The sequence below is a fragment of the Dechloromonas sp. HYN0024 genome (assembly GCF_003441615.1).
Lineage (GTDB): Bacteria > Pseudomonadota > Gammaproteobacteria > Burkholderiales > Rhodocyclaceae > Azonexus.
In genome coordinates this window covers 202,561-221,723 of sequence record NZ_CP031842.1, presented here as the reverse complement: position 1 = coordinate 221,723, position 19,163 = coordinate 202,561, and the positions used below count along the sequence as shown (strand labels likewise).

The following is a 19,163-nucleotide window of genomic DNA, read 5'->3' as shown; positions in this document are numbered from 1 at the left end:
ATTCAAGATGCTGCAACGCACCAAGCAGGCACATTCAGAATAAAAATTCCCTCTTCAGGTGCATCTGGCCTCGATTGCCACCCCGATCTGGCGGTCATTGGCCTGATCGGAAACAACAGCCCGACCGATTTCCTGAAGGAGGACCAGGCGTAGCTTTCCATCCTGAACCTTCTTGTCATGGCTCATCAATTCGAGATATCTGGCGGACCCAAGCCGCGGTCCGAACACCGGCAGCCCGGCCCGAACAAAAATCTGTTCGACCCGCTTAACGGCATTCGCATCCAGCCATCCCAGTTGATGCGACAACTCAGCAGCAATTAGTGTGCCGGCCGACACCGCTTCGCCATGCAGCCATTCGCCGTACCCCATTCCGGTTTCGATGGCGTGCCCGAATGTGTGACCAAGATTGAGCAGCGCACGTTCGCCCATCTCTTTCTCATCGGCCGCCACCACCTCGGCCTTGTTGGCACAAGAGCGGTGTATTGCGTAGGTCAGCGCCACCGGATCACGATCCAGCAGCTTTTCCAGATTAGCCTCAAGCCAGGCAAAGAACTCAATATCCCGAATCAGACCATATTTGATCACTTCGGCCAGGCCGGCTTTCAGTTCACGCTCGGGCAGCGTGTTCAGTGTCGAGATATCGGCCAGCACTAGCTGCGGCTGATAAAAGGCACCAATCATGTTTTTGCCGAGCGGATGATTGATCGCCGTCTTCCCGCCAACCGAGGAGTCAACCTGCGACAGCAGGGTTGTCGGCACCTGAATGAAGGGCATTCCCCGCTGGTAGCAGGAGGCAGCGAAGCCACCCATATCACCGATCACCCCGCCACCGAGAGCGACCAGGGTGGTGCCGCGCTCGCAGCGGGCGCCGAGCAGGGCATCGAAAACCAGATTCAGGGTTTCCCAGGTCTTGAATTGCTCGCCATCGGGCAGGATCACCGGCAGCACTGCGATTCTGCCACTTTCGAGGGTGCGCTGCAGCCTGTCGAGATAAAGGGGAGCGACGGTGGTATTGGTCACCACCACCACTTTTTTCTGTTTGATGTGCGGCTGGATCAAGTCCATTCGATCAAGCAGGCCGCTGCCGATATGGATGGGGTAAGAGCGATCGCCCAGGGCGACGCCGAGCGTTTCGATCATGGTTTGCATTGGCGGTTAAATTCTCTCAGGAGATGCATGACGATGCCGGAGGCCATCAGATGACCGCCGTCCACCACCATGTGGGCCGTCTCGCGATACAGGGGGTCGCGTATGGCGTGTAGTTCCTCGAGCTTGGCCAGTGGGTCGGCCACATGCAGTAATGGGCGATTGCGGTCATGGCGGGTCCGCTCATGGAGCATGGCGGGCGGCACATTGAGGTAAACCACCCAGCCGGTATCGTGCAGACGGCGCCGGTTTTCGGCATTGAGGACGACACCGCCACCAGTGGCCATGACGATGTTGTCGCTCTCCGTCAATTCATGGATGGTCTGCACTTCGCGCCGACGAAATCCATCCTCGCCTTCGATTTCGAAGATCGTGGGGATCGGCACACCGGTTCGCTCGACGATTTCATGGTCGGAATCGAAGAATGGCCGAGCCAGACGCCTCGCCAACTGACGACCAACGGTTGTTTTGCCGGCCCCCATGAGTCCGACGAGATAGATGTTGCGACGATTTTCCACGTTCGGATTTTAGCCGACTACCCACCAAGCACAAAAAAACAGGGCCGGCATAGCCGACCCCGTGAGTTAAAGGCCATCGACGATCAGTCGAAGCGCATCTTGTCCGAAATGACGCGCGGCGTGATGAAGATCAGCAGTTCGCGACGCTTGCCCGTTTCGTTCTTGTACTTGAACAGCCAGCCAAGGAACGGAATATCGCCGAGCAGCGGGACCTTATCAACGGTGTTCTGCATGTCAGTGATGAATACGCCACCAATCACTACCGTGCCGCCATTTTCGACAACCACGTTGGTTTCAACTACCGAGCTCTTGATCGGCGGATTGAGGAAGCCATTGACGCTGACGGCGCGGGTCCAGTCCGGCTCTTCCTTCTTGACGATGAGGTTCATCCGGACCGTACCCTCGGGCGTGATCTGCGGCGTGGCCTCGAGTGAAAGCTTGGCCGGCTTGAAGGCCACGGTATAAGTGCCGGCACCACCACCACTACCCGGCTGGAAGCTGATGTAAGGAACTTCCGTACCGTCCTCGATCTTGGCCTTGACGTTGTTGGCCGTGATGACGCGCGGGCTGGAAATGATCTTGCCGATACCGTCTTCCTCTAGGGCGGCGATTTCGACATTGAGAATTCGGGTAACCGCCGAGTTGAACAGCGAGAAGGCGAGCGCTCCACCCGTAGTTGGCAACGGCAAATTGACGCCGACCATCGGATTCTGCGTGAGGGTCGCTGGCGTTGTCGTTGTAACGCCAGCGGTAGTGGTCGAGGTTCCCGGTGTCATCTTCCCACCGGCCACATTGATACCAGTTCCCAGAATCTGACTCGACTTCGAATTGATGAGCCCGAGCTTAGCCCCCAGTTCCCGCTTGAAGCTATCCTGCGCCTCGACAACACGTGCCTCGATCAGCACCTGACGAGCCGCCGTATCAATGGCGCGGATGAAAGTGTGGATTTCTTCCAGCTTGGTCGGAATATCGTTAACAAAGACGATGTTCGACTGCGGATCGGCGACAGCGCTACCGCGCTTGCTGAGGATGCGCTGGGTCGAGGTCGCAGCACCAGCAGCCGGGGCAGCAGCAACGCCGCCAACCGCAACACCGGAGAGCAGGCGGGCGACATCAGCGGCCTTTTGATAATTCAACTGGAACTGCTCAAGCTTGAGCGGCTCTAGTTCGCTGATCTGCTGCTTCGATTCGAAATCAAGCTTTTCGCGGGTAGCAATTTCGTCGCGTGGGGCAATCATGATGATGTTGCCCTTCTTGCGCATGTCCAGACCTTTTTGCTGGAAGATGATGTCGATCACCTGGTCAGCCGGGACATCCTTCAACACAAGTGTCGTCGTGCCGGTGACCGTTTCGCTGATCACGGCATTGAGGTTGAGTTCCTCGGCCATCAGACGAAGCAGCGCACGGACGTCGCCATTCTGGTAATTGATGCTGACACGCGGACCCTGATAACCAACCTTGGCACCCTGCACCAGCTTGTTCGGATCTTCGACGATCTGTTTGACCTCGACGATGAACTGGTTGTCGCTCTGGTAAGCGTTGTGTTCCCAGACACCCTTGGGCGTAATGATCATGCGAACGTTGTCGCCGAAAGTCTTGGTCTCGACGGCCGTGACCGGCGTAGCGAAATCAGTGACATCCAGCTTACGGCGCAGGCGATCCGGCACCGACGTCTTCATGAAGTCGACAACCAGATTGGGGCCTTGCTGGCGAATGTCGATACCGGTACCGGTATCGCTCAGATCGACGATGATCCGACCTTCGCCGTCTTTACCGCGACGGAACATCACATCGTTGACTGCATGCCGCGAACCGACCAGACTTTCTTCGGCAAAACGCGTCGTGCGCTGAGCCGCTGAATCAGCCAGGCGCTCGATCGGCGTCAGGGTGACATAGAGCGACTTGCCATCGATCCGGGTCTTGTAGTTCATGTTGCGGACAAGATTGAGCACCATCCGGGTGCGATCGCCGACCTGAACTACGTTCATGCCGCGCAAATCGCCCTGGTTGAAGACCTGGCTGGTCTTGCCCAGACCGTTAGCGGTCGACTGGAAGTCAAGGGCGATCTTGGCCGGGTTGGCTACGCTGAACCCTGGGGGCGGAGAGGCCAAAGCCTCCTTGAGATCAATCCGCAACGCGATTTCGTTACCCTGCTGGGCCACGTTGACCGCTTCGATCGTATTCGCAGGCGGCGCTTCGGCTCGCGCCGGAGACGAGAAGGCAAGGCAGGCCGAGGCTACAGCCATCGCATAGGTGATGAATTTCATTTCTTGCTTCCCTCCTTGCTCTGCAGGTAGAGCGAGCTCTTGCGCTCAGTCCAGTCACCCGCAGAATCCTGTATCAATTCGCGCAGTTGAACTTCCGTGTCCGTAATCTGCGTCACCATACCGAAATCAAGGCCAACGTAGTCGCCAACCTTGACCTGCTTAACCTTGTCTTCAACCTGCACAACCGCCATCGGACGATTGTTGACATGCATGTAGCCGATCATTTTCAGTGACTCGATCGGATACTTCTCGAGCAGGCTGTTACGTACCTCACGGGCCTCGAAATCGGGCTGGAAGGCACCACCCTTGCCGGCCACCTGCTTGTATTTCGACTCCGGCTCGATCTTGTTCGGCTTGAACGGATCGACCATCGCGTCAACATCGTAGGGCACCGGCTCGTAAGGCTTGACGTCAGGCAACTTAGGTATCTTGCCGCGCATGTCCTTGGTGTTTTCAGCCATCCACTGTTTCAGGTCTTCGTGGCTTCCGCCGGCGCAAGCACCAAGGAAACCACACAGGGCGACGAGCAATATTCGTTTCACTTCTTCGCTCCTTGCGCTGCCTTCTTCTCCTGCTCAATCTTCTTCTGCTTGGCGATCTCTTCATCGTCCAGATAGCGGAAGGTTTTAGTCGTCGCGTCCAGAGACAGTTGACCGCCCGCCTGGGCCGGAGCAATGGAAATATTGTTCAGGGTCACGATACGCGGCAGCTTGGCGATATCAGCAGCAAAGGCCCCAAAGTCATGATAGCTGCCATTGATCTTCACGGCGATGGGCAACTCGGCGTAGAAATCCTTGACCTGCTCCTGGCCCGGCTTGAACAGTTCGAACTGCAGGCCACGACCAAGACCGGCCTGGTTGACTTCAATCAGCAGGGCATCAATTTCGGACTTGTCCGGCAACTGCTTGAGCAAAGCACCAAAAGAACGATCAATATCGGCCAGTTGCTGGATATACAGGTCCAGATTGACCGCCTGACGCTTCTTGTCGACATACTGCTGCTTGAGCGTTTCTTCTTCTTTCTGCTTGGTCTCGAGCTCGGTCAGCTGGTCATTCCAGACGAACCACCAACCACCAATCAGGATTGCGGCAAACAGGCCGACCAGGACAGTAATTTTCGGAATCAGCGGCCAGGCGCCCGGATCATTCGGATTCATCAGCCGAAAATCATCGGCCATCGCCTGGAAATCGATATTGGGGAGGGAAATAGTCTTGGCGTTCACTTTTTCACCTTCTCGTCTTCAGGCCGGACGCGGGTGAGCACGAAAGTCATGCCGAACTCGTTGATCCGCCGACCGTTGATCACCACCGCCTTACTTTCGATCAGTTGCGGCGTTTCCATCCACGGCGACGCTTCAAGATTACGCATCAGTGCGGAAATGCGGGCATTCGACTGGGCGTGACCGGTAATGCTGACCTTCAGTCCATCCTGCTTCAGTGACTTGAGGTAGATACCCTCGGGTACCTGCTTGACCAGTTCGCTCAACAGATAAACCGTTTCGCCCCGATCACGCTGGAGATTTTCAATGACCTGTTTGCGGGATAGCAGGGCCTGGGTTTGCTCTTTCAAACGCTTAATCTGGTCAAGTTGCTTGTCGAGGACAGCGATTTCACCCTTGAGGAAGGTATTTGAACTGTCCTGATCGGTAATCGAACTGCCAATCAAGGTGTATCCGGCAAACACAATGAGCGCACCGAGCACTGAAACCAGTCCGGCCAGAACGAAGAATTGCTCACGCCTGGCTTTCTTCGCCTCTTCGCGATGCGGAAGGAGGTTGATGCGAATCATGATGGATCGAACCTCCGCAATGCCAGACCGCAGGCCACCATCAGCGACGATGCGTCAGCCAGCAGGCTCTTTGCGCGAACCCGGTCGGACAGCACCATGTTGGCAAATGGGTTGGCGATCAGCGTATTGACCTGTGTTCTTGTTGCAACGACTTCATCGATGCCGGGGATAACGGCGCAGCCACCAGCCAGAACGATATGATCGACTTGGTTGTATTGGGTCGACGTGAAGAAGAACTGCAATGCACGGGAAACCTCAAGCGCCAGATTTTCCATGAAAGGATTCAGCAACTCGATTTCGTAACCTTCCGGCAAATTGTCGGCCCGCTTGGCCGCCTCGGCATCTTCAAAGCTCATGCCATAGTGACGCGCGATGTCCTGGGTCAACAAGCCGCCGCCAAATGCCTGCTCGCGGGCATAGACCTGCTGGCCATTGCGCAGCACGGTCAGATTGATCACATTGGCACCGGCATCGACCAGAGCGACCACCTGATTTTTGCCGGCATCCGGCAACTGGCGCTCGATCAGCTCAAACGCCGCCAGCGCCGCAAAGGACTCGACATCAACAACGGTCGCATTCAGGCCAGCCGCGTCGGCCACGGCGACGCGATCCTCGACCCGTTCCTTTTTCGACGCAGCGATCAGCACTTCCAGCTCATCGGGCACAGCCGGAGCCGGACCGATCACCTGATAATCCAGATTCACTTCATCGATGGCAAAGGGAATGTACTGATTCGCCTCGGTCTCGACCTGAGACTCGAGCTCCTCATCGCGCAAGCCGGCCGGAACGATGATTTTCTTCGTGATAACGGCGGAGCCAGGCAAGGCCATCGCCACGTTGCGGGTCGATGTCCCCATGCGCTTCCAGGCGCGCTTGACGCAGTCGACCACGCCTTCGAGATTGGCAATATTGCCATCGGATACCGCATCCTTTGGCAACACCTCTATGGTGTAGCGCTCGACGCGATAGCCATCTTTCCCGTTGGCGGTCAGTTCGACCATCTTGACGGCGGACGAACTGATGTCCAGACCGAACAAGGAACGCGCCTTGGGATTTAACAACGATGAGATATCTAAGCCCACCAGACCCCCAAAAAGTCCTTACGGAATGCGAAGTTAGCAAAATAACCAATAATTCACTTCAGATGCTAACAATAACATCTGGGCATGTAAAGCTATTTCACGGCACGGAAATGGCCCGGCGTATAATCCGTGCAACTCCCATTACGCTACTCAGACCACCGTGCCCTCATTACCTCCGGCGCTGCGCCTAGCTGTTTTTCCCCTCATGTTCCTGGCCGGACTTGTCGCCATTGGTGTCGCCATGGCACTGATCGTTCTGGTTCTCGCCTACCCCAACCTTCCATCGCTCGAGGTACTGACCGATTACCGGCCGAAAATCCCCTTGCGGGTTTATACGGCGGACGGCTTCCTGATCGGCGAGTACGGCGAGGAGCGCCGCGCCGTCGTCGCCATCGGCGAAGTACCCGACGTCATGAAGCATGCCATCCTCGCCGCTGAAGACGACCGTTTTTATCAGCATGGCGGCATCGACTACACCGGCGTCGTCCGGGCCATCGGTGCCAACCTGATCGGTGGCGGCAAGCGGCAGGGCGCATCCACCATCACCCAGCAGGTGGCACGTAACTTCTTCCTCACCGGCGAAAAAACCTACACCCGCAAGCTCTACGAAGCGCTGCTTTCTTTCAAGATAGAAAACAACCTGTCGAAAGACCAGATTTTCGAGTTGTATATCAACCAGATTTTCCTCGGCCAGCGCGCTTATGGTTTCGCCGCGGCGGCACAGATCTACTACGGCAAGCAACTCAAGGATATTTCGATTGCCGAGGCAGCCATGCTGGCCGGCCTGCCCAAGGCCCCCTCGGCCTACAACCCGATCGTCAACCCCAATCGGGCCAGACTTCGTCAGCACTACGTCCTGCGCCGCATGCGCGAACTGGGGCACATCACCGAAGCCCAGTACGACGCGGCGCTCAAGGAGCCACTCATCGTCAAGCGCGAACTGTCCGACTACTCAGTGCATGCCGAATACGTCGCTGAAATGGCCCGACAGATCACCGCCGAGCGCTTCCCCGAAGATGTCTACTCACGTGGCCTGAAGGTTTATACGACCCTCATCAAGGCCGAACAGGAAGCTGCCTACACCAGCCTGCGCAAGGGCGTCATGGATTACGATCGACGCCACGGCTACCGGGGAGCCGAATCCTATCTCGACATGAAGGGCATCAAGTCCGACCAGGACGAGGCCATCGACGAAGCTCTACAGGACATTGCCGACGCCGGCGACCTCATTCCTGCCCTGGTACTGGCCGCCGACGCCAAGAGCATCAAGGTCTACCGCAAAGGGGGAGAAATCACCACGCTGACCGGCGATGCCATCAAATTTGCGGCCAAGATGCTCGATGACAAGGCCCCGCCGAACAAACGCCTCAGGCGCAGTGCCATCGTTCGCCTGCAAAAGGACGACAAGGGCGGCTGGCAGGTCAGCCAGCTCCCCGAGGTCGAATCTGCTTTCGTCGCCGTCGATCCAAAGGATGGGGCAATTCGAGCGCTGGTCGGCGGCTTCGATTTCAACCGCAACAAATTCAATCATGTCACTCAGGCCTGGCGCCAGCCCGGCTCGAGCTTCAAGCCGTTCATCTACTCGGCCTCGCTGGAAAAAGGCTACAGCCCGAACAGCATCATCGCCGACGAACCCATCGTCATCCCGGCCAGCCAGACTGGCACCGCCGCCTGGGAGCCGCACAACTACGACGGCAAATACGAGGGGCCGATGCGCATGCGTACGGCACTGGCCAAATCGAAGAACATGGTTTCCATCCGTATCCTGCAATCGATCGGCACCACCTACGCCCAGGACTACACCACGCGCTTTGGCTTCGATGCAGCCAAGCATCCGCCTTACCTGACCATGGCTCTTGGTGCCGGGTCAGTCACCCCGTGGCAGATGGTGACGGCCTATTCCGTTTTCGCCAACGGCGGCTTCCGGGTCAATCCCTTTGTCGTCCGCGAGATTCGCGACGGTGGCAATCAGGTCCTGGCTGTCTCGGCCCCCAGCGAATCTGGCAGCGAAGAAAATCGCGTCATCGATCCGCGCAATGCCTTCCTGATGGATGCCATGCTGCGCGACGTCACCATCTATGGCACGGCCGCCAAGGCTTCAGCCATCCTCAAGCGACAGGATCTGGCCGGCAAGACCGGCACCACGAACGAATATGTGGATGCCTGGTTCTGCGGTTATCAAATGACCGTCAGTGGCTGCGCCTGGATAGGTTTCGACCAGCCCAAAAAGCTCGGCGACAAGGAAACCGGCGGCGCCGCTGCCCTGCCCATCTGGATCGGTTACATGAATCGGGCGCTCAAGGATGTCCCAATGGCCCTGCCGCAAGCACCGGAGGGGCTGATCGCCTTTGGCGAAGGCAAGGAACGCAGCTACATCTACGCCGAGAACGCCAAGGAGAAGAGCGCCGAAGAAGAGGCCCACGAAGCCGCACCGCTGCCCAAACCGGACCTCAGCGCCCCACCCAGCGACTGATCAGGAGAGGTCGATGGTCTCGCCGGCTTGCTGGCTGGCGAGCGCCGACAGCTTGGACATCAGTTCGGCCGCATCACGGGTATCGCGCCAGACGGCACCGTCCCAGCGAAAATGAAAGCCGCCCGAACGGGCTGCCACCCAGATTTCCCGAGCCACTCCGTGACGGTTGACGATGATCTTGCTACCGTCGTCAAACTCGATTTCGAGAACGCCCCCGGCCGCCAGCTGGCAATCGACATCTGCCCCACTGGCCTCCAGTGCCGCATCGATCCTGGCCAGGGTGGCATCAGCCAGGGTGTTGAATTCCTTGTCATCCATCGTGTGCTACCATCCCGCTCTTCGCTGACCGCGCCCCGAACATGTCCAGAATCGCCGCCTTGCTGATTATCCTGAGCCTTGCCGCCTGTGGCATGAAAGGCCGGCTTGAACGACCACCCGGCCCGGCGCCAGAGCCCCTGCTTGGCACTGCCAAGAATGTTAGCACGCCCACCAGCCCTCAAGCCCAATGACCCACTTTGCCCTGAAAAATGGCGTTCTGCACGCCGAATCCGTCTCCCTGCCGGCCATTGCCGAGCAATTCGGAACACCCGCCTATGTTTATTCCCGTGCCGCACTGGAGGCCTCTCTAGGCGAATTCCATGACGTCTTGGGCAGCCACCCCGTTGGAAAAAATGCGCTCGTCTGCTACGCCGTCAAGGCCAACTCCAATCTCGCCATCCTCAACGTCTTTGCCCGCCTCGGCGCCGGCTTCGACATCGTGTCCGGTGGCGAACTGCAGCGCGTGCTAGCGGCTGGTGCAGACCCTAAAAAAGTCGTTTTTTCCGGCGTCGGCAAGACCGCCGACGAAATGAAACTGGCTCTCGACGTCGGCATTTTCTGCTTTAACGTCGAATCTGCCCCCGAACTCGAACGCCTCAACGAAGTCGCCGGCCAATGCGGCAAGAAGGCGCCGATCAGCCTGCGCGTCAATCCCAACGTCGATCCGAAGACGCACCCCTACATCTCCACTGGCCTCAAGGGGGCCAAGTTCGGCGTCGCCTACGACAGCGCGCTAGCCCTCTATCGCCGCGCTGCTGCCCTGCCCCACATCGAAGTCGCCGGGATCGACTGCCACATCGGTTCGCAACTGCTCGATCCGTCACCCTTCGTCGAAGCCCTTGACCGGATTCTGGCCCTGGTGGACCAGATGGCCGCCGAAGGCATCCGCATCCACCACCTCGACCTTGGTGGCGGCCTCGGCATCAAGTACAACGCCGACCAGGTGCAACCAACCGTTGCCGCCTACCTGACGCCGCTCCTCGACAAGCTGGCCGGGCGCGGCCTGCAGGTTGTCCTTGAACCGGGTCGCCGGCTGGTCGGCAATGCCGGCCTGCTGCTGACCCGCATTGAATACCTCAAACAGGGCGAGGCGAAGAATTTCGCCATTATCGATGCTGCCATGAATGACCTCATGCGGCCGGCACTCTACGAAGCCTGGCACGACATTTTGCCCGTTGTGCCGCGGGCCGGTGCCACCGCCACCTACGACATCGTCGGTCCGGTATGTGAAACCGGCGACTTCCTCGGCCAGGATCGCCCCCTCGCCGCCGAAGCGGGCGACCTGCTGGCGGTCATGTCGGCCGGCGCTTATGGCATGGCCATGGCCTCCAACTACAACACCCGGCCCCGCGCCGTTGAAGTCATGGTTGATGGCGACCAGATCCACGTCATTCGCCAGCGCGAAACCGTCGAACAACTCTACGCCGGCGAGTCCACACTCCCCAAGTGAGCGGCCTGCGCGTCGATAAATGGCTGTGGGCTGCGCGTTTTTTCAAGACGCGCTCCCTGGCCAGCGATGCCGTCAGCGGTGGCAAAGTCAAGGTCAATGGCGCCGCCACCAAACCTGCCCGCGAGATCAAGCCCGGTGACCAACTGGACATCGCCAACAGCGAAACGCGTTGGACAGTGACGGTAAGGATACTCTCGGAAAAACGCGGCCCCGCCCCGGAAGCCCGACTGCTTTACGAGGAAACCCTCGACAGCATCAGCGCCCGCCAAGCGGCGCGGGAAGGCCGGCAGTTCATCCAGGACCCGGCGGCTGATATCCATGGTCGGCCGACCAAGCGTGATCGCCGCCAGATGGACCGCTACGGCCGCTAGGCCGAAGACATTACAACACCCAGGCGAGCGCCAGGGGCAGAAAAATCAATGCGGCCAGATTGCCGATCAGGACAATAGACGCAACACGCTGTGGCTCCTGCTTGTAGCGCTCGGCGAACAGGAAGTTGAGCACAGCCGGTGGCAGTGCGCCGAACACGAACAGCATGGCCGCATCCCTTCCCTGCAGCCCAAGCAATTGGATAATGCCGGCGGCGATCAGCATCCCGGCGAGCGGCCTGAGCACGGCGCAGCCCAGCGCCAGCCGCCAGTCGCGAAAAGAAACGTCAGTCATGCGCACGCCGAGGGCAAACAACAGCAGCGGTACCGATACATCCCCGAGCATCTTGATTGCCGTCAGCAACGGCGGCCAGATAGAAATCTTGAGCAGAGCAACAGCCAACCCCGCGATGGCCGCAAATAGCACGGGCACACGCCACAAGCCGAGAACTCGCGTCGTGGGGTCGAGCAAGCGCGCCCCAAACGAGAAGTGCAGGGTGTTTTCAACCATGAACAGGATCACCGCCGCCGGCAAGGCGCTATCACCCCAGGCCAGCACTGCAAGGGGCAGGCCGATGTTGCCGGAGTTGTTGAACAGCATTGGCGGCACCAGCGTTTTGGGCTGGATGCCGAGCAGGCGGGCGAGCGGCCAGGCGAGCAGCCCACAGGTGGCGAGAACCAGCAAGCCGCCGAGCGCCAGCGGCGCATAGGCGACCAGATCGAAGGACTTGCCGGCCATCGCGGCAAAGACCAGAGCCGGCACGAAGACATCCATATTCAACCGGTTGGCGACGGCCATTTCCGGCTTGTGGTGGCGAGCGTAAAAATAGCCCGCCGCGACGATGCCGAAAATCGGGAAAAGAATCGCCGCCAGGCGAAAGGCCAGGCTATCGCCCATCAAAGAACATAGCGCGACAAGTCTTCATCGCTGGCCAGTTCGCCAAGCCGACCATTGACGTAGGCGGCGTCGATCAGGACCTGGTCAAGGCCAACCTTGCCGGCCCCGAAGGAGACTTCCTCGAGCAGCTTTTCCATGACCGTATGCAAGCGGCGAGCGCCGATGTTTTCAGTCTTTTCGTTAACCTGAAATGCAATTTCGGCCAGCCGCCGGATACCGTCATCGGCAAATTCCAGATGCACCCCCTCGGTATCCAGCAAGGCCTGGTATTGCTTGGTCAGACAGGCATCGGTCTGGGTCAGGATGGACTCAAAATCAGCCACCGACAGCGAATCCAGTTCGACGCGGATCGGGAAGCGCCCCTGCAACTCGGGAATCAGATCGGATGGCTTGGACAAATGGAAAGCCCCCGAGGCAATGAACAGGATATGGTCGGTCTTGATCATGCCATACTTGGTCGACACCGTCGTTCCCTCAACCAGCGGCAACAGATCGCGCTGGACCCCCTGACGGGAGACATCGGCGCCCTGCATATTCGAACGGCTGGCGATCTTGTCGAGTTCGTCGAGAAAGACAATGCCATTCTGCTCGACCGCCCGCACCGCCTCCAGCTTGACGTCCTCGTCATTGACCAGCTTGGCAGCCTCCTCCTCGGTCAGCAGCTTGAGTGCCTCAGGAATCTTCAACTTGCGCGATTTTTTCTTGCCGCCACCGACACTCTGGAACATTCCCTGGATCTGCTGGGTCAGTTCCTCCATCCCGGGTGGCGCGAAAATTTCGGCCTGCATGCCGGGCACGGCAACGTCAATATCGATTTCCTTGTCGTTCAACTCGCCTTCACGCAGCTTCTTGCGGAATTTCTGGCGGGTCGTGCTGTCGCTTGCCGAAGCCTCGGCATTTTCGGCAAAAAATCCGGGGCTGCGGGCAGGCGGCAGCAGCACGTCGAGAATACGTTCCTCGGCGGCATCCTCGGCGCGCGCCCGCATACTCTTCATGGCCCGTTCACGGTGCGACTTGATGGCCATTTCGACGAGGTCGCGGATGATTGTCTCGACATCACGGCCAACATAACCCACTTCGGTAAACTTGGTCGCCTCGATCTTGATGAAAGGGGCATTGGCCAAACGGGCCAGACGGCGAGCGATCTCTGTCTTGCCAACGCCGGTCGGCCCGATCATCAGGATGTTCTTCGGGGTGATTTCCTGACGCAGCGGCTCGGCCACCTGCGAACGCCGCCAGCGATTGCGCAGGGCAATGGCGACCGCCTTCTTGGCATTGTTCTGGCCAACAATATGCTTATCGAGTTCGGAAACGATTTCCTGTGGAGTCATCGCGGCTCCCCCACTCATTCGAGCACCTCGATGGTGAAATTGCGGTTGGTGTAGATGCAGATGTCACCAGCGATTTCCAGGGACTTGGTAACGATGTCACGCGGCGCCAGGTCGGTATTTTCGAGCAGGGCACGCGCCGCGCTCTGGGCATACGCGCCACCGGAACCGATGGCGACAATTCCCTGTTCCGGCTCAAGTACGTCACCATTGCCGGTAATGATCAGCGACACATCGCGATCAGCCACCGACAGCATTGCCTCAAGACGACGCAAGGCGCGGTCCGAACGCCAGTCCTTGGCCAGTTCGACAGCCGAACGTAGAAGATTGCCCTGATGCTTTTCGAGCTTCGCCTCAAAACGTTCGAACAGAGTGAACGCATCTGCCGTACCGCCGGCAAACCCGGCCAGGATACGACCCTGATAGAGACGGCGAACCTTCTTCGCGGTGGCCTTGATGACGATGTTGCCGAGCGTGACCTGTCCATCGCCACCCATGGCGACGGCGTTGCCCCGGCGCACCGACAGGATAGTCGTGCCGTGATATTGCTCCATGCGATTACCTTAAAACTTGGGAACGAGAATGCGCGCCTGCTTGTTGAGGCCGACCACGGCCATCAACTCGGCGACCAGATGATTCGGGCTGCGGATAATGATGTCGCGTCCAGCCGCCTTGTAGGGTGCAAGACGATTAACCAGTTGCCCGGCCGATACGAAATCGAGCCGGCGAACACCGGAGAAATCAAGGACCGGATGCTCGGTCGCCTCGATCACGGCAGTCAACTCCTCAAAGCGGCATCCTTTGAGTTCACCGGACAAGTAGTAGGCACCATCCCTTGGTTCAACGGCACAAGCCAAAGCCGCAGCAGACAAGTCGCCGGCGGATCGCGGCTCCCAGGATGGCGGCGACAACTCGAAGGTAATGGCGTAATCGACAGCGCGCTCCTCGAAAGCCTCCTGTGTTCCATTCCGCTGCAACAACTCCAGCAGCAGACGCCAGGATGGCTCGTGCGCAGCGTCGCCAGAAACCAGGCGGCTATTCAACCGATCGACGAAAACATCGGTACCGCAAAGCGTCACCGACAGACGGCTCTTGCGCGCCCGGCTGAGCATGTCAGCCAGTTGTCCGGCCACTTCATCATCGCAACCGACCAGCTTGGTGCAATCAACCGTGACCTGTTCCTTTTTGTCGATCAGCCTGAGCAGTTCGGTGACCGGCAAGGCGCCTTCCGAGGTCAGCACGCCCTGCAGGAATACCTTTTGCGGCCCCGTTGCACCCGTAGCCACCTTCGCCACAGGCAAGGCACGCGTCCAGGTCGGCGGCGACATTTCGCAGGCCTCGGCGTACTCGGCACCCAGCCGTTCGAACGCAGCCCGTTCGCCGGTCGCCTGCAACAGATCAAAGAGCAGAATCCAGAAGCGGCGTCCTTCGCTACCGTGGTAGGAACGGACAAAGGTTTCCAGCAGCGAGCGTGCTGCGCCATCCTGGCCATTGGCGTAAAGCACGACAACCTGCTCGACACAGGCTTGCAGGGGATCGTCGTCATGATTGACGTCAACCCCCATGACGCTCGACTCGGTGAAGTCATCGCTGTCGAAATCGTCGATGGTGAAGCCTGAATCGGCGGTCAGGGGTGTTTGTTTGGGCAAGGCCTGACCCGCCAACGGGGTCGATGCCTCGGCTCCCCGACGGGCGGTGGCAGAGGACTTGCTCGATTTTGCCGGGGTAAACTCGAGATCTGGTAGCGGTTCCGGGCGGGCTTTGGCCTGTTCTTCAGCCGGCGCCGCCTCCGGGGCTGGCAATACGGACTGCGGCTCCGGTGCACGCGGACGAGCTGCCGGTCGTTCCGGCATCTTCTTGTCCTGCTTCTTGAAAAAGGAAAAAACCATGGTTACTCCGCCTGCGGGACAGTAGTTTTAGCACGGCCTCGGACTTCATGCAACGAGCAAACCGGCGAGAACCAACAGGAGCGCCAAGACAGGACCAAACGGCTGATCCAGAGCAAGCGCCAGAATGAAGGCGGAGACATAGGCCAGAACGCCGATACCCAGCGCCCAACCGAGGCCGGCACGCCAATTGGCTGCGCGCCGGAAGGCCAGCCAGGGCGGCACAAAGATCAGGGCGAAGGCGCCCATGACACCGATACTCATGGTGGCCAGGGCAAGGCCAACGGCAGCCAGCAGATCAAAACCAACCTCGACCGGCCAGACAGGCAAACCGCGCAAACGGAAAATGTCGGGATAGACGCGCGCCAGCAACAGGCGGGAAGACAGGGTTCGCATGACAAACAAGGCAAAAACGACAGCTCCTGCGACCGGCCATAGTTGCTCGCTGCTGGCAAAATACAGTTGGCCGTCAAACAGCGCATGGCCGAGGCGCTCGGCCATCGGGGCGTTGGCCGCCAGCAACACAGCCCCGGCCCAGCCGCCGAGCAACAACAGGGCATCACCGGCCCGGCCGGGCAAACGCCGGGCAAACCAGTGCCGACCGCCGCCAGCCAGTGCTGCGACGGAAAGTCCGCCGAGCAAAGGCGGCAGCCCGGCAAGTAAGGCCAGCAATGCGCCGGCCGCAGCAACATGGGAATAAGCCAGGGCAGCCAGCCATTGGTCCCGCAAGCGCAGGTAACTGCCAAGCACCGGCAGGAGGATCGCGAAAGCCAGGCCGGTCAGAAACGGCACGAGAAAAAGGTCAGCCGACATGCGCCTCCTCCAGAACGATTACCCGATCGCAAACGGCGGCGACAAATTCGGCATCATGACTAACCACCAAAAGACCCACCCCGGCCGCCGCCCGGTCGCGCAGATGGGCGGTCAGATGGCTGACCCCGGCAGCATCCAGATTATTGGTCGGCTCATCGAGCAGAATGAGGTCGGCAGGTGCCTGAAGGACCGCCCACAGCGTCAGGTAGTGACGCTGGCCGCCCGATAGCCGGTCGAGCCGGCAATCGAGGCGACCGGCCAACCAGGAGGGCAGACCATCGGCGGTAGCGCCGGTCAGGGCCAGAAGCTCGCGACCGGACAAGGGCAGCCCGACCACCGGCGGCACATCCTGGGCCTGCAAGGCCAGGCGGATGCCGGGAGACAGCTCGAAACGCCCGGAAAAGACCCTGGCTTTGCCCGCAAAGGCGGCCAGCAGGGTACTTTTACCAACCCCGTTCGGACCGGTCAGCCCAAGCACTTCGCCGGCCTCAAGGCACAAGTCGAAAGGCCGGGTAGCCGGCTGCTGCCACCCGGCCACGAGTTTTTCGGCCCGCAAGAGAATACTCACCGCATACCTTTCAACAAACGTTCGACCGTATCGTCAAAAAGACCGAACAAGTCCTTCGCCTCCGGTGTGCCACCAATCGTATAGGGCAGCAGGACGGCCGGCATACCCGCCTTGCCCGCCATCCAAAGGCTTGGCCCGTCCTGCTGGTAAGCGGCGCGCAACACCATTTTGGCCGGTGCCGTCTGCTGCCGCGCAAGGAGACCGGTCAGATGACCGCTGGTCGGCTCGATACCGGGCTTCGGCTCGAGCGTTCCTGTTTCCCTCATACCCAGCCAGTTGAGGAGATAAACAAAGGATGCATGATGAACGAGCACCGGCATACCCCGCAGCGGTGCAGCATCTTTCTGCCAGCGGCTCATCGCCACCTGCCATTTGCTGGCAAAGTTCTGGAAACCAGCCTGATAGCCAGCCGCGTTGGCGGCATCGAGTTCGACCATCCGGGCCGTCAGCGCCTCGCCAACCTTGAGGACATTGCGCGGATCGAGGTGGGTGTGGGGATTGCCGGCAGCGTGGACGTCACCATGGGCGCGATCGATTGTCGCTGGAACCTCGAGTCGATTGACAACGTTTGCTGCCTCGAAATACCCCGGCCGACCGACCTGGATGGCTGCATTCCCGGAATCCCTCAAAACCAGTGGCAACCAGCCAACTTCCAGATCAGCACCGGCGGCCACCACCAGATTGGCCTGCCGGGCCTGAGCCAGCAATGATGGCTTGGCTTCGATGCGATGCGGGTCCTGAAAGGCGTTGGTGGCGCTATAGACCTTGACCTTGCTGCCGCCGATTTCCTGAGCCAGCGCCCCCCATTCCGGCACTGTGGCAAAGATTTTGAGATCGGCCTGAGCCGAACCCACCGCCAGCCCGAGACAACAAACAAAAACATGACGATTCATTGTCCCCTCCTAGAACTTGTGGGCGCCGTGTGCACCCAGGCTCATGACGTACTGGATGGTCAGTTGATTGTCGGTGATACCTGACATTGACCTGTCCTGCGCCAACTGAAGACGAACCCGCGAAAACTCGCTCCAGCTGTAATCGATCATCGCCGATGCTTTCTTCGGCCGGTAGCTGTCGACGACGAGATTGGCAGCGTTGGTACCAAAATCGCGCGTACCGCTGTCGAGCTGCTCGTAACGCAGGCCGGCGCGCCATTGCGGCGTGAACTGGTAGACGCCCTGGGCGTACCAGCCGGACTGGTTGGTTTTGTAGCTGCTATCGACGCACGCACCGACACAACTCAGCCCACCTTTTTCCTCGCGGACAAAATACTCGCTCTGGAACTTGAAATTCTGATATTTCGGATTGCCGTTCGGCGCCCATTTCCAGACAAAATCGGCCAGCCAGGTCGTCGAATCTCCGTTGAAAGCACCCTGCGCTACCGCCCCCCCGATCTCGACAAATTCCGAGCTCCGCTCGCTGGCCCGCGTTTTCAGCCAGGACGCTCCGGCCCGCCAGCTGTTGGAAACGCCAACATCATCGCCGACATGCACGTGCAGCGTGCCACCACCGGTTCCGTTGTTGTTCCGATCAGTCCCCGGAAAATTGGCGCCGCGACCGACTTCAGCGCCGACTTCGACAAACAACGAAGTCGGCGCCAGCCACTTGAGCTGCACGCCATCCTGCACATAGCTGGCGCCCTCGCCGAACATCGTCTGATACATCAGTGGCGCATCGGAAAAATCCCACATGTGCGGGTGTTGCTCATTGAGATAACCGATGCCGGAGCGGAAACGCCCGACTTTCAGGCCGACACCCTGGCCAATGGCCAGCGACTTGAACCACGCCTCCTCGATACTGGCCTGCCCGTCGGCCATCGCCACGATGACCTGACCGCGCCAGTAGGGATCGATATTGGCGGCCAGCACCAACTCCGTTTCGTCGACCGAGAAGCCGCGGGTGTTGAGCCCGTCGCCGCCCGATACAAACCCGGTAATGCCACGCCCCGGAACGTTTTTAGCGTTGCGGTACTGCCCTTGGAGGATCAGGGAAATTTCGGGATTGAAGGCGTTGGCGCTGGTCGCGGACTGGCGACTTTCCACCGGAGCAGGTACCGGCACCGATTGCCCGGATTTGGCCTGAGATTCAGCCTGGGCCACCTTCTGTTCGAGTGCCGCAATGCGCTGCTCGTAGTTTTTTTTCATCTCGTCGACCTGGGCGCGAATCGCCGCCAAATCGGCATCTGAAGCGGCGTTAACGCCGAACGAGGCGACCATCAAGGCCGCCATGGCAATAGATTTTTGCATGGAATTTTCCTGAAAAT

General features: G+C 59.4%; 20 protein-coding genes. 4 read left to right on the top strand and 16 right to left on the bottom strand.

Annotation, left to right across the window (positions count from 1 at the left end; all coding sequences use genetic code 11):
- Positions 1-54: 54 nt before the first annotated feature.
- The 7 genes from aroB to HYN24_RS01065 all read right to left on the bottom strand — a co-directional run bounded on the left by aroB (position 55) and on the right by HYN24_RS01065 (position 6,801).
- A complete protein-coding gene (aroB, locus tag HYN24_RS01095) occupies positions 55-1,137 on the bottom strand; it encodes a 3-dehydroquinate synthase (protein WP_117610155.1) in 1,083 nt (360 codons plus the stop codon).
- Positions 1,137-1,664, bottom strand: a complete 528-nt coding sequence (locus HYN24_RS01090) for a shikimate kinase (RefSeq protein ID WP_117607563.1) — start codon at positions 1,662-1,664, stop codon at positions 1,137-1,139. Before HYN24_RS01090 ends, aroB begins: the two co-directional genes overlap by 1 nt.
- Before the next feature lie 83 nt (positions 1,665-1,747).
- Positions 1,748-3,931 (bottom strand): type IV pilus secretin PilQ, encoded by a 2,184-nt coding sequence (gene pilQ, locus HYN24_RS01085; RefSeq protein WP_117607562.1) that lies wholly within the window; start codon positions 3,929-3,931, stop codon positions 1,748-1,750.
- On the bottom strand, positions 3,928-4,473 hold the full coding sequence (locus tag HYN24_RS01080; protein WP_205421419.1) for a pilus assembly protein PilP: 546 nt from the start codon (positions 4,471-4,473) through the stop codon (positions 3,928-3,930). The genes pilQ and HYN24_RS01080 overlap by 4 nt, the downstream gene beginning before the upstream one ends.
- The gene (locus HYN24_RS01075; protein ID WP_240327704.1) at positions 4,470-5,153 is read right to left on the bottom strand and encodes a type 4a pilus biogenesis protein PilO; all 684 of its coding nucleotides are present in this window, start codon (positions 5,151-5,153) and stop codon (positions 4,470-4,472) included. The genes HYN24_RS01080 and HYN24_RS01075 overlap by 4 nt, the downstream gene beginning before the upstream one ends.
- The gene (locus HYN24_RS01070; RefSeq protein ID WP_117607560.1) at positions 5,150-5,719 is read right to left on the bottom strand and encodes a PilN domain-containing protein; all 570 of its coding nucleotides are present in this window, start codon (positions 5,717-5,719) and stop codon (positions 5,150-5,152) included. The genes HYN24_RS01075 and HYN24_RS01070 overlap by 4 nt, the downstream gene beginning before the upstream one ends.
- A complete protein-coding gene (locus tag HYN24_RS01065; protein WP_117607559.1) occupies positions 5,716-6,801 on the bottom strand; it encodes a pilus assembly protein PilM in 1,086 nt (361 codons plus the stop codon). Before HYN24_RS01065 ends, HYN24_RS01070 begins: the two co-directional genes overlap by 4 nt.
- 205 nt (positions 6,802-7,006) lie before the next feature.
- On the opposite strand from HYN24_RS01065, the gene HYN24_RS01060 reads away from it, so the two are divergent.
- Complete coding sequence (locus HYN24_RS01060) at positions 7,007-9,274, top strand: penicillin-binding protein 1A (protein WP_117607558.1); 2,268 nt, start codon at positions 7,007-7,009, stop codon at positions 9,272-9,274.
- On the opposite strand, the gene cyaY is transcribed toward HYN24_RS01060, so the two are convergent.
- Entirely contained in the window at positions 9,275-9,592 is a 318-nt protein-coding gene (cyaY, locus tag HYN24_RS01055; protein ID WP_117607557.1) for an iron donor protein CyaY, read from the bottom strand.
- Positions 9,593-9,633: 41 nt separating this feature from the next.
- On the opposite strand from cyaY, the gene HYN24_RS16320 reads away from it, so the two are divergent.
- Genes HYN24_RS16320 through HYN24_RS01045 form a run of 3 tightly spaced genes read left to right on the top strand, consistent with a single transcriptional unit; the run spans position 9,634 to position 11,413 of the window.
- The gene (locus HYN24_RS16320) at positions 9,634-9,783 is read left to right on the top strand and encodes a lipoprotein (RefSeq protein ID WP_371413220.1); all 150 of its coding nucleotides are present in this window, start codon (positions 9,634-9,636) and stop codon (positions 9,781-9,783) included.
- Entirely contained in the window at positions 9,780-11,042 is a 1,263-nt protein-coding gene (gene lysA / locus HYN24_RS01050; RefSeq protein WP_117607556.1) for a diaminopimelate decarboxylase, read from the top strand. Before HYN24_RS16320 ends, lysA begins: the two co-directional genes overlap by 4 nt.
- A gap of 5 nt (positions 11,043-11,047) precedes the next feature.
- Positions 11,048-11,413 (top strand): RNA-binding S4 domain-containing protein, encoded by a 366-nt coding sequence (locus HYN24_RS01045; protein WP_117610153.1) that lies wholly within the window; start codon positions 11,048-11,050, stop codon positions 11,411-11,413.
- Between the two features lie 10 nt (positions 11,414-11,423).
- Here the strand turns inward: HYN24_RS01045 and HYN24_RS01040 are convergent, their stop codons facing one another.
- From HYN24_RS01040 to HYN24_RS01005, 8 genes are read right to left on the bottom strand one after another with little or no spacing between them, the layout of a single operon-like run.
- Complete coding sequence (locus tag HYN24_RS01040) at positions 11,424-12,308, bottom strand: AEC family transporter (protein ID WP_240327703.1); 885 nt, start codon at positions 12,306-12,308, stop codon at positions 11,424-11,426.
- Complete coding sequence (gene hslU / locus HYN24_RS01035) at positions 12,308-13,639, bottom strand: ATP-dependent protease ATPase subunit HslU (RefSeq protein WP_117607555.1); 1,332 nt, start codon at positions 13,637-13,639, stop codon at positions 12,308-12,310. The genes HYN24_RS01040 and hslU overlap by 1 nt, the downstream gene beginning before the upstream one ends.
- Positions 13,640-13,653: 14 nt before the next feature.
- Positions 13,654-14,190 (bottom strand): ATP-dependent protease subunit HslV, encoded by a 537-nt coding sequence (hslV, locus tag HYN24_RS01030; protein ID WP_117607554.1) that lies wholly within the window; start codon positions 14,188-14,190, stop codon positions 13,654-13,656.
- A 9-nt stretch (positions 14,191-14,199) separates the two neighbouring features.
- A complete protein-coding gene (locus HYN24_RS01025; RefSeq protein ID WP_117607553.1) occupies positions 14,200-15,525 on the bottom strand; it encodes an STAS domain-containing protein in 1,326 nt (441 codons plus the stop codon).
- 45 nt (positions 15,526-15,570) lie between these two features.
- Positions 15,571-16,335 carry a metal ABC transporter permease gene (locus HYN24_RS01020; RefSeq protein ID WP_117607552.1) on the bottom strand — a complete coding sequence of 255 codons (765 nt, stop codon included), beginning with the start codon at positions 16,333-16,335 and terminating at the stop codon, positions 15,571-15,573.
- Positions 16,325-16,903, bottom strand: a complete 579-nt coding sequence (locus HYN24_RS01015) for an ATP-binding cassette domain-containing protein (RefSeq protein WP_240327702.1) — start codon at positions 16,901-16,903, stop codon at positions 16,325-16,327. Before HYN24_RS01015 ends, HYN24_RS01020 begins: the two co-directional genes overlap by 11 nt.
- Positions 16,900-17,796, bottom strand: a complete 897-nt coding sequence (locus tag HYN24_RS01010) for a metal ABC transporter solute-binding protein, Zn/Mn family (RefSeq protein WP_117607551.1) — start codon at positions 17,794-17,796, stop codon at positions 16,900-16,902. The genes HYN24_RS01015 and HYN24_RS01010 overlap by 4 nt, the downstream gene beginning before the upstream one ends.
- A gap of 9 nt (positions 17,797-17,805) precedes the next feature.
- A complete protein-coding gene (locus HYN24_RS01005; protein WP_117607550.1) occupies positions 17,806-19,146 on the bottom strand; it encodes a carbohydrate porin in 1,341 nt (446 codons plus the stop codon).
- Positions 19,147-19,163 lie beyond the last annotated feature (17 nt).

Excerpts from the sequence above, each read along its gene's own strand:
- pilQ (WP_117607562.1), bottom strand. The coding sequence starts at position 3,931 with ATGAAATTCATCACCTATGCGATGGCTGTAGCCTCGGCCTGCCTTGCC.
- HYN24_RS01070 (WP_117607560.1), bottom strand. The coding sequence starts at position 5,719 with ATGATTCGCATCAACCTCCTTCCGCATCGCGAAGAGGCGAAGAAAGCC.
- HYN24_RS01060 (WP_117607558.1), top strand. The coding sequence starts at position 7,007 with ATGTTCCTGGCCGGACTTGTCGCCATTGGTGTCGCCATGGCACTGATC.
- cyaY (WP_117607557.1), bottom strand. The coding sequence starts at position 9,592 with ATGGATGACAAGGAATTCAACACCCTGGCTGATGCCACCCTGGCCAGG.
- HYN24_RS16320 (WP_371413220.1), top strand. The coding sequence starts at position 9,634 with ATGTCCAGAATCGCCGCCTTGCTGATTATCCTGAGCCTTGCCGCCTGT.
- lysA (WP_117607556.1), top strand. The coding sequence starts at position 9,780 with ATGACCCACTTTGCCCTGAAAAATGGCGTTCTGCACGCCGAATCCGTC.
- HYN24_RS01040 (WP_240327703.1), bottom strand. The coding sequence starts at position 12,308 with ATGGGCGATAGCCTGGCCTTTCGCCTGGCGGCGATTCTTTTCCCGATT.
- hslU (WP_117607555.1), bottom strand. The coding sequence starts at position 13,639 with ATGACTCCACAGGAAATCGTTTCCGAACTCGATAAGCATATTGTTGGC.
- hslV (WP_117607554.1), bottom strand. The coding sequence starts at position 14,190 with ATGGAGCAATATCACGGCACGACTATCCTGTCGGTGCGCCGGGGCAAC.
- HYN24_RS01025 (WP_117607553.1), bottom strand. The coding sequence starts at position 15,525 with ATGGTTTTTTCCTTTTTCAAGAAGCAGGACAAGAAGATGCCGGAACGA.
- HYN24_RS01020 (WP_117607552.1), bottom strand. The coding sequence starts at position 16,335 with ATGTCGGCTGACCTTTTTCTCGTGCCGTTTCTGACCGGCCTGGCTTTC.
- HYN24_RS01010 (WP_117607551.1), bottom strand. The coding sequence starts at position 17,796 with ATGAATCGTCATGTTTTTGTTTGTTGTCTCGGGCTGGCGGTGGGTTCG.
- HYN24_RS01005 (WP_117607550.1), bottom strand. The coding sequence starts at position 19,146 with ATGCAAAAATCTATTGCCATGGCGGCCTTGATGGTCGCCTCGTTCGGC.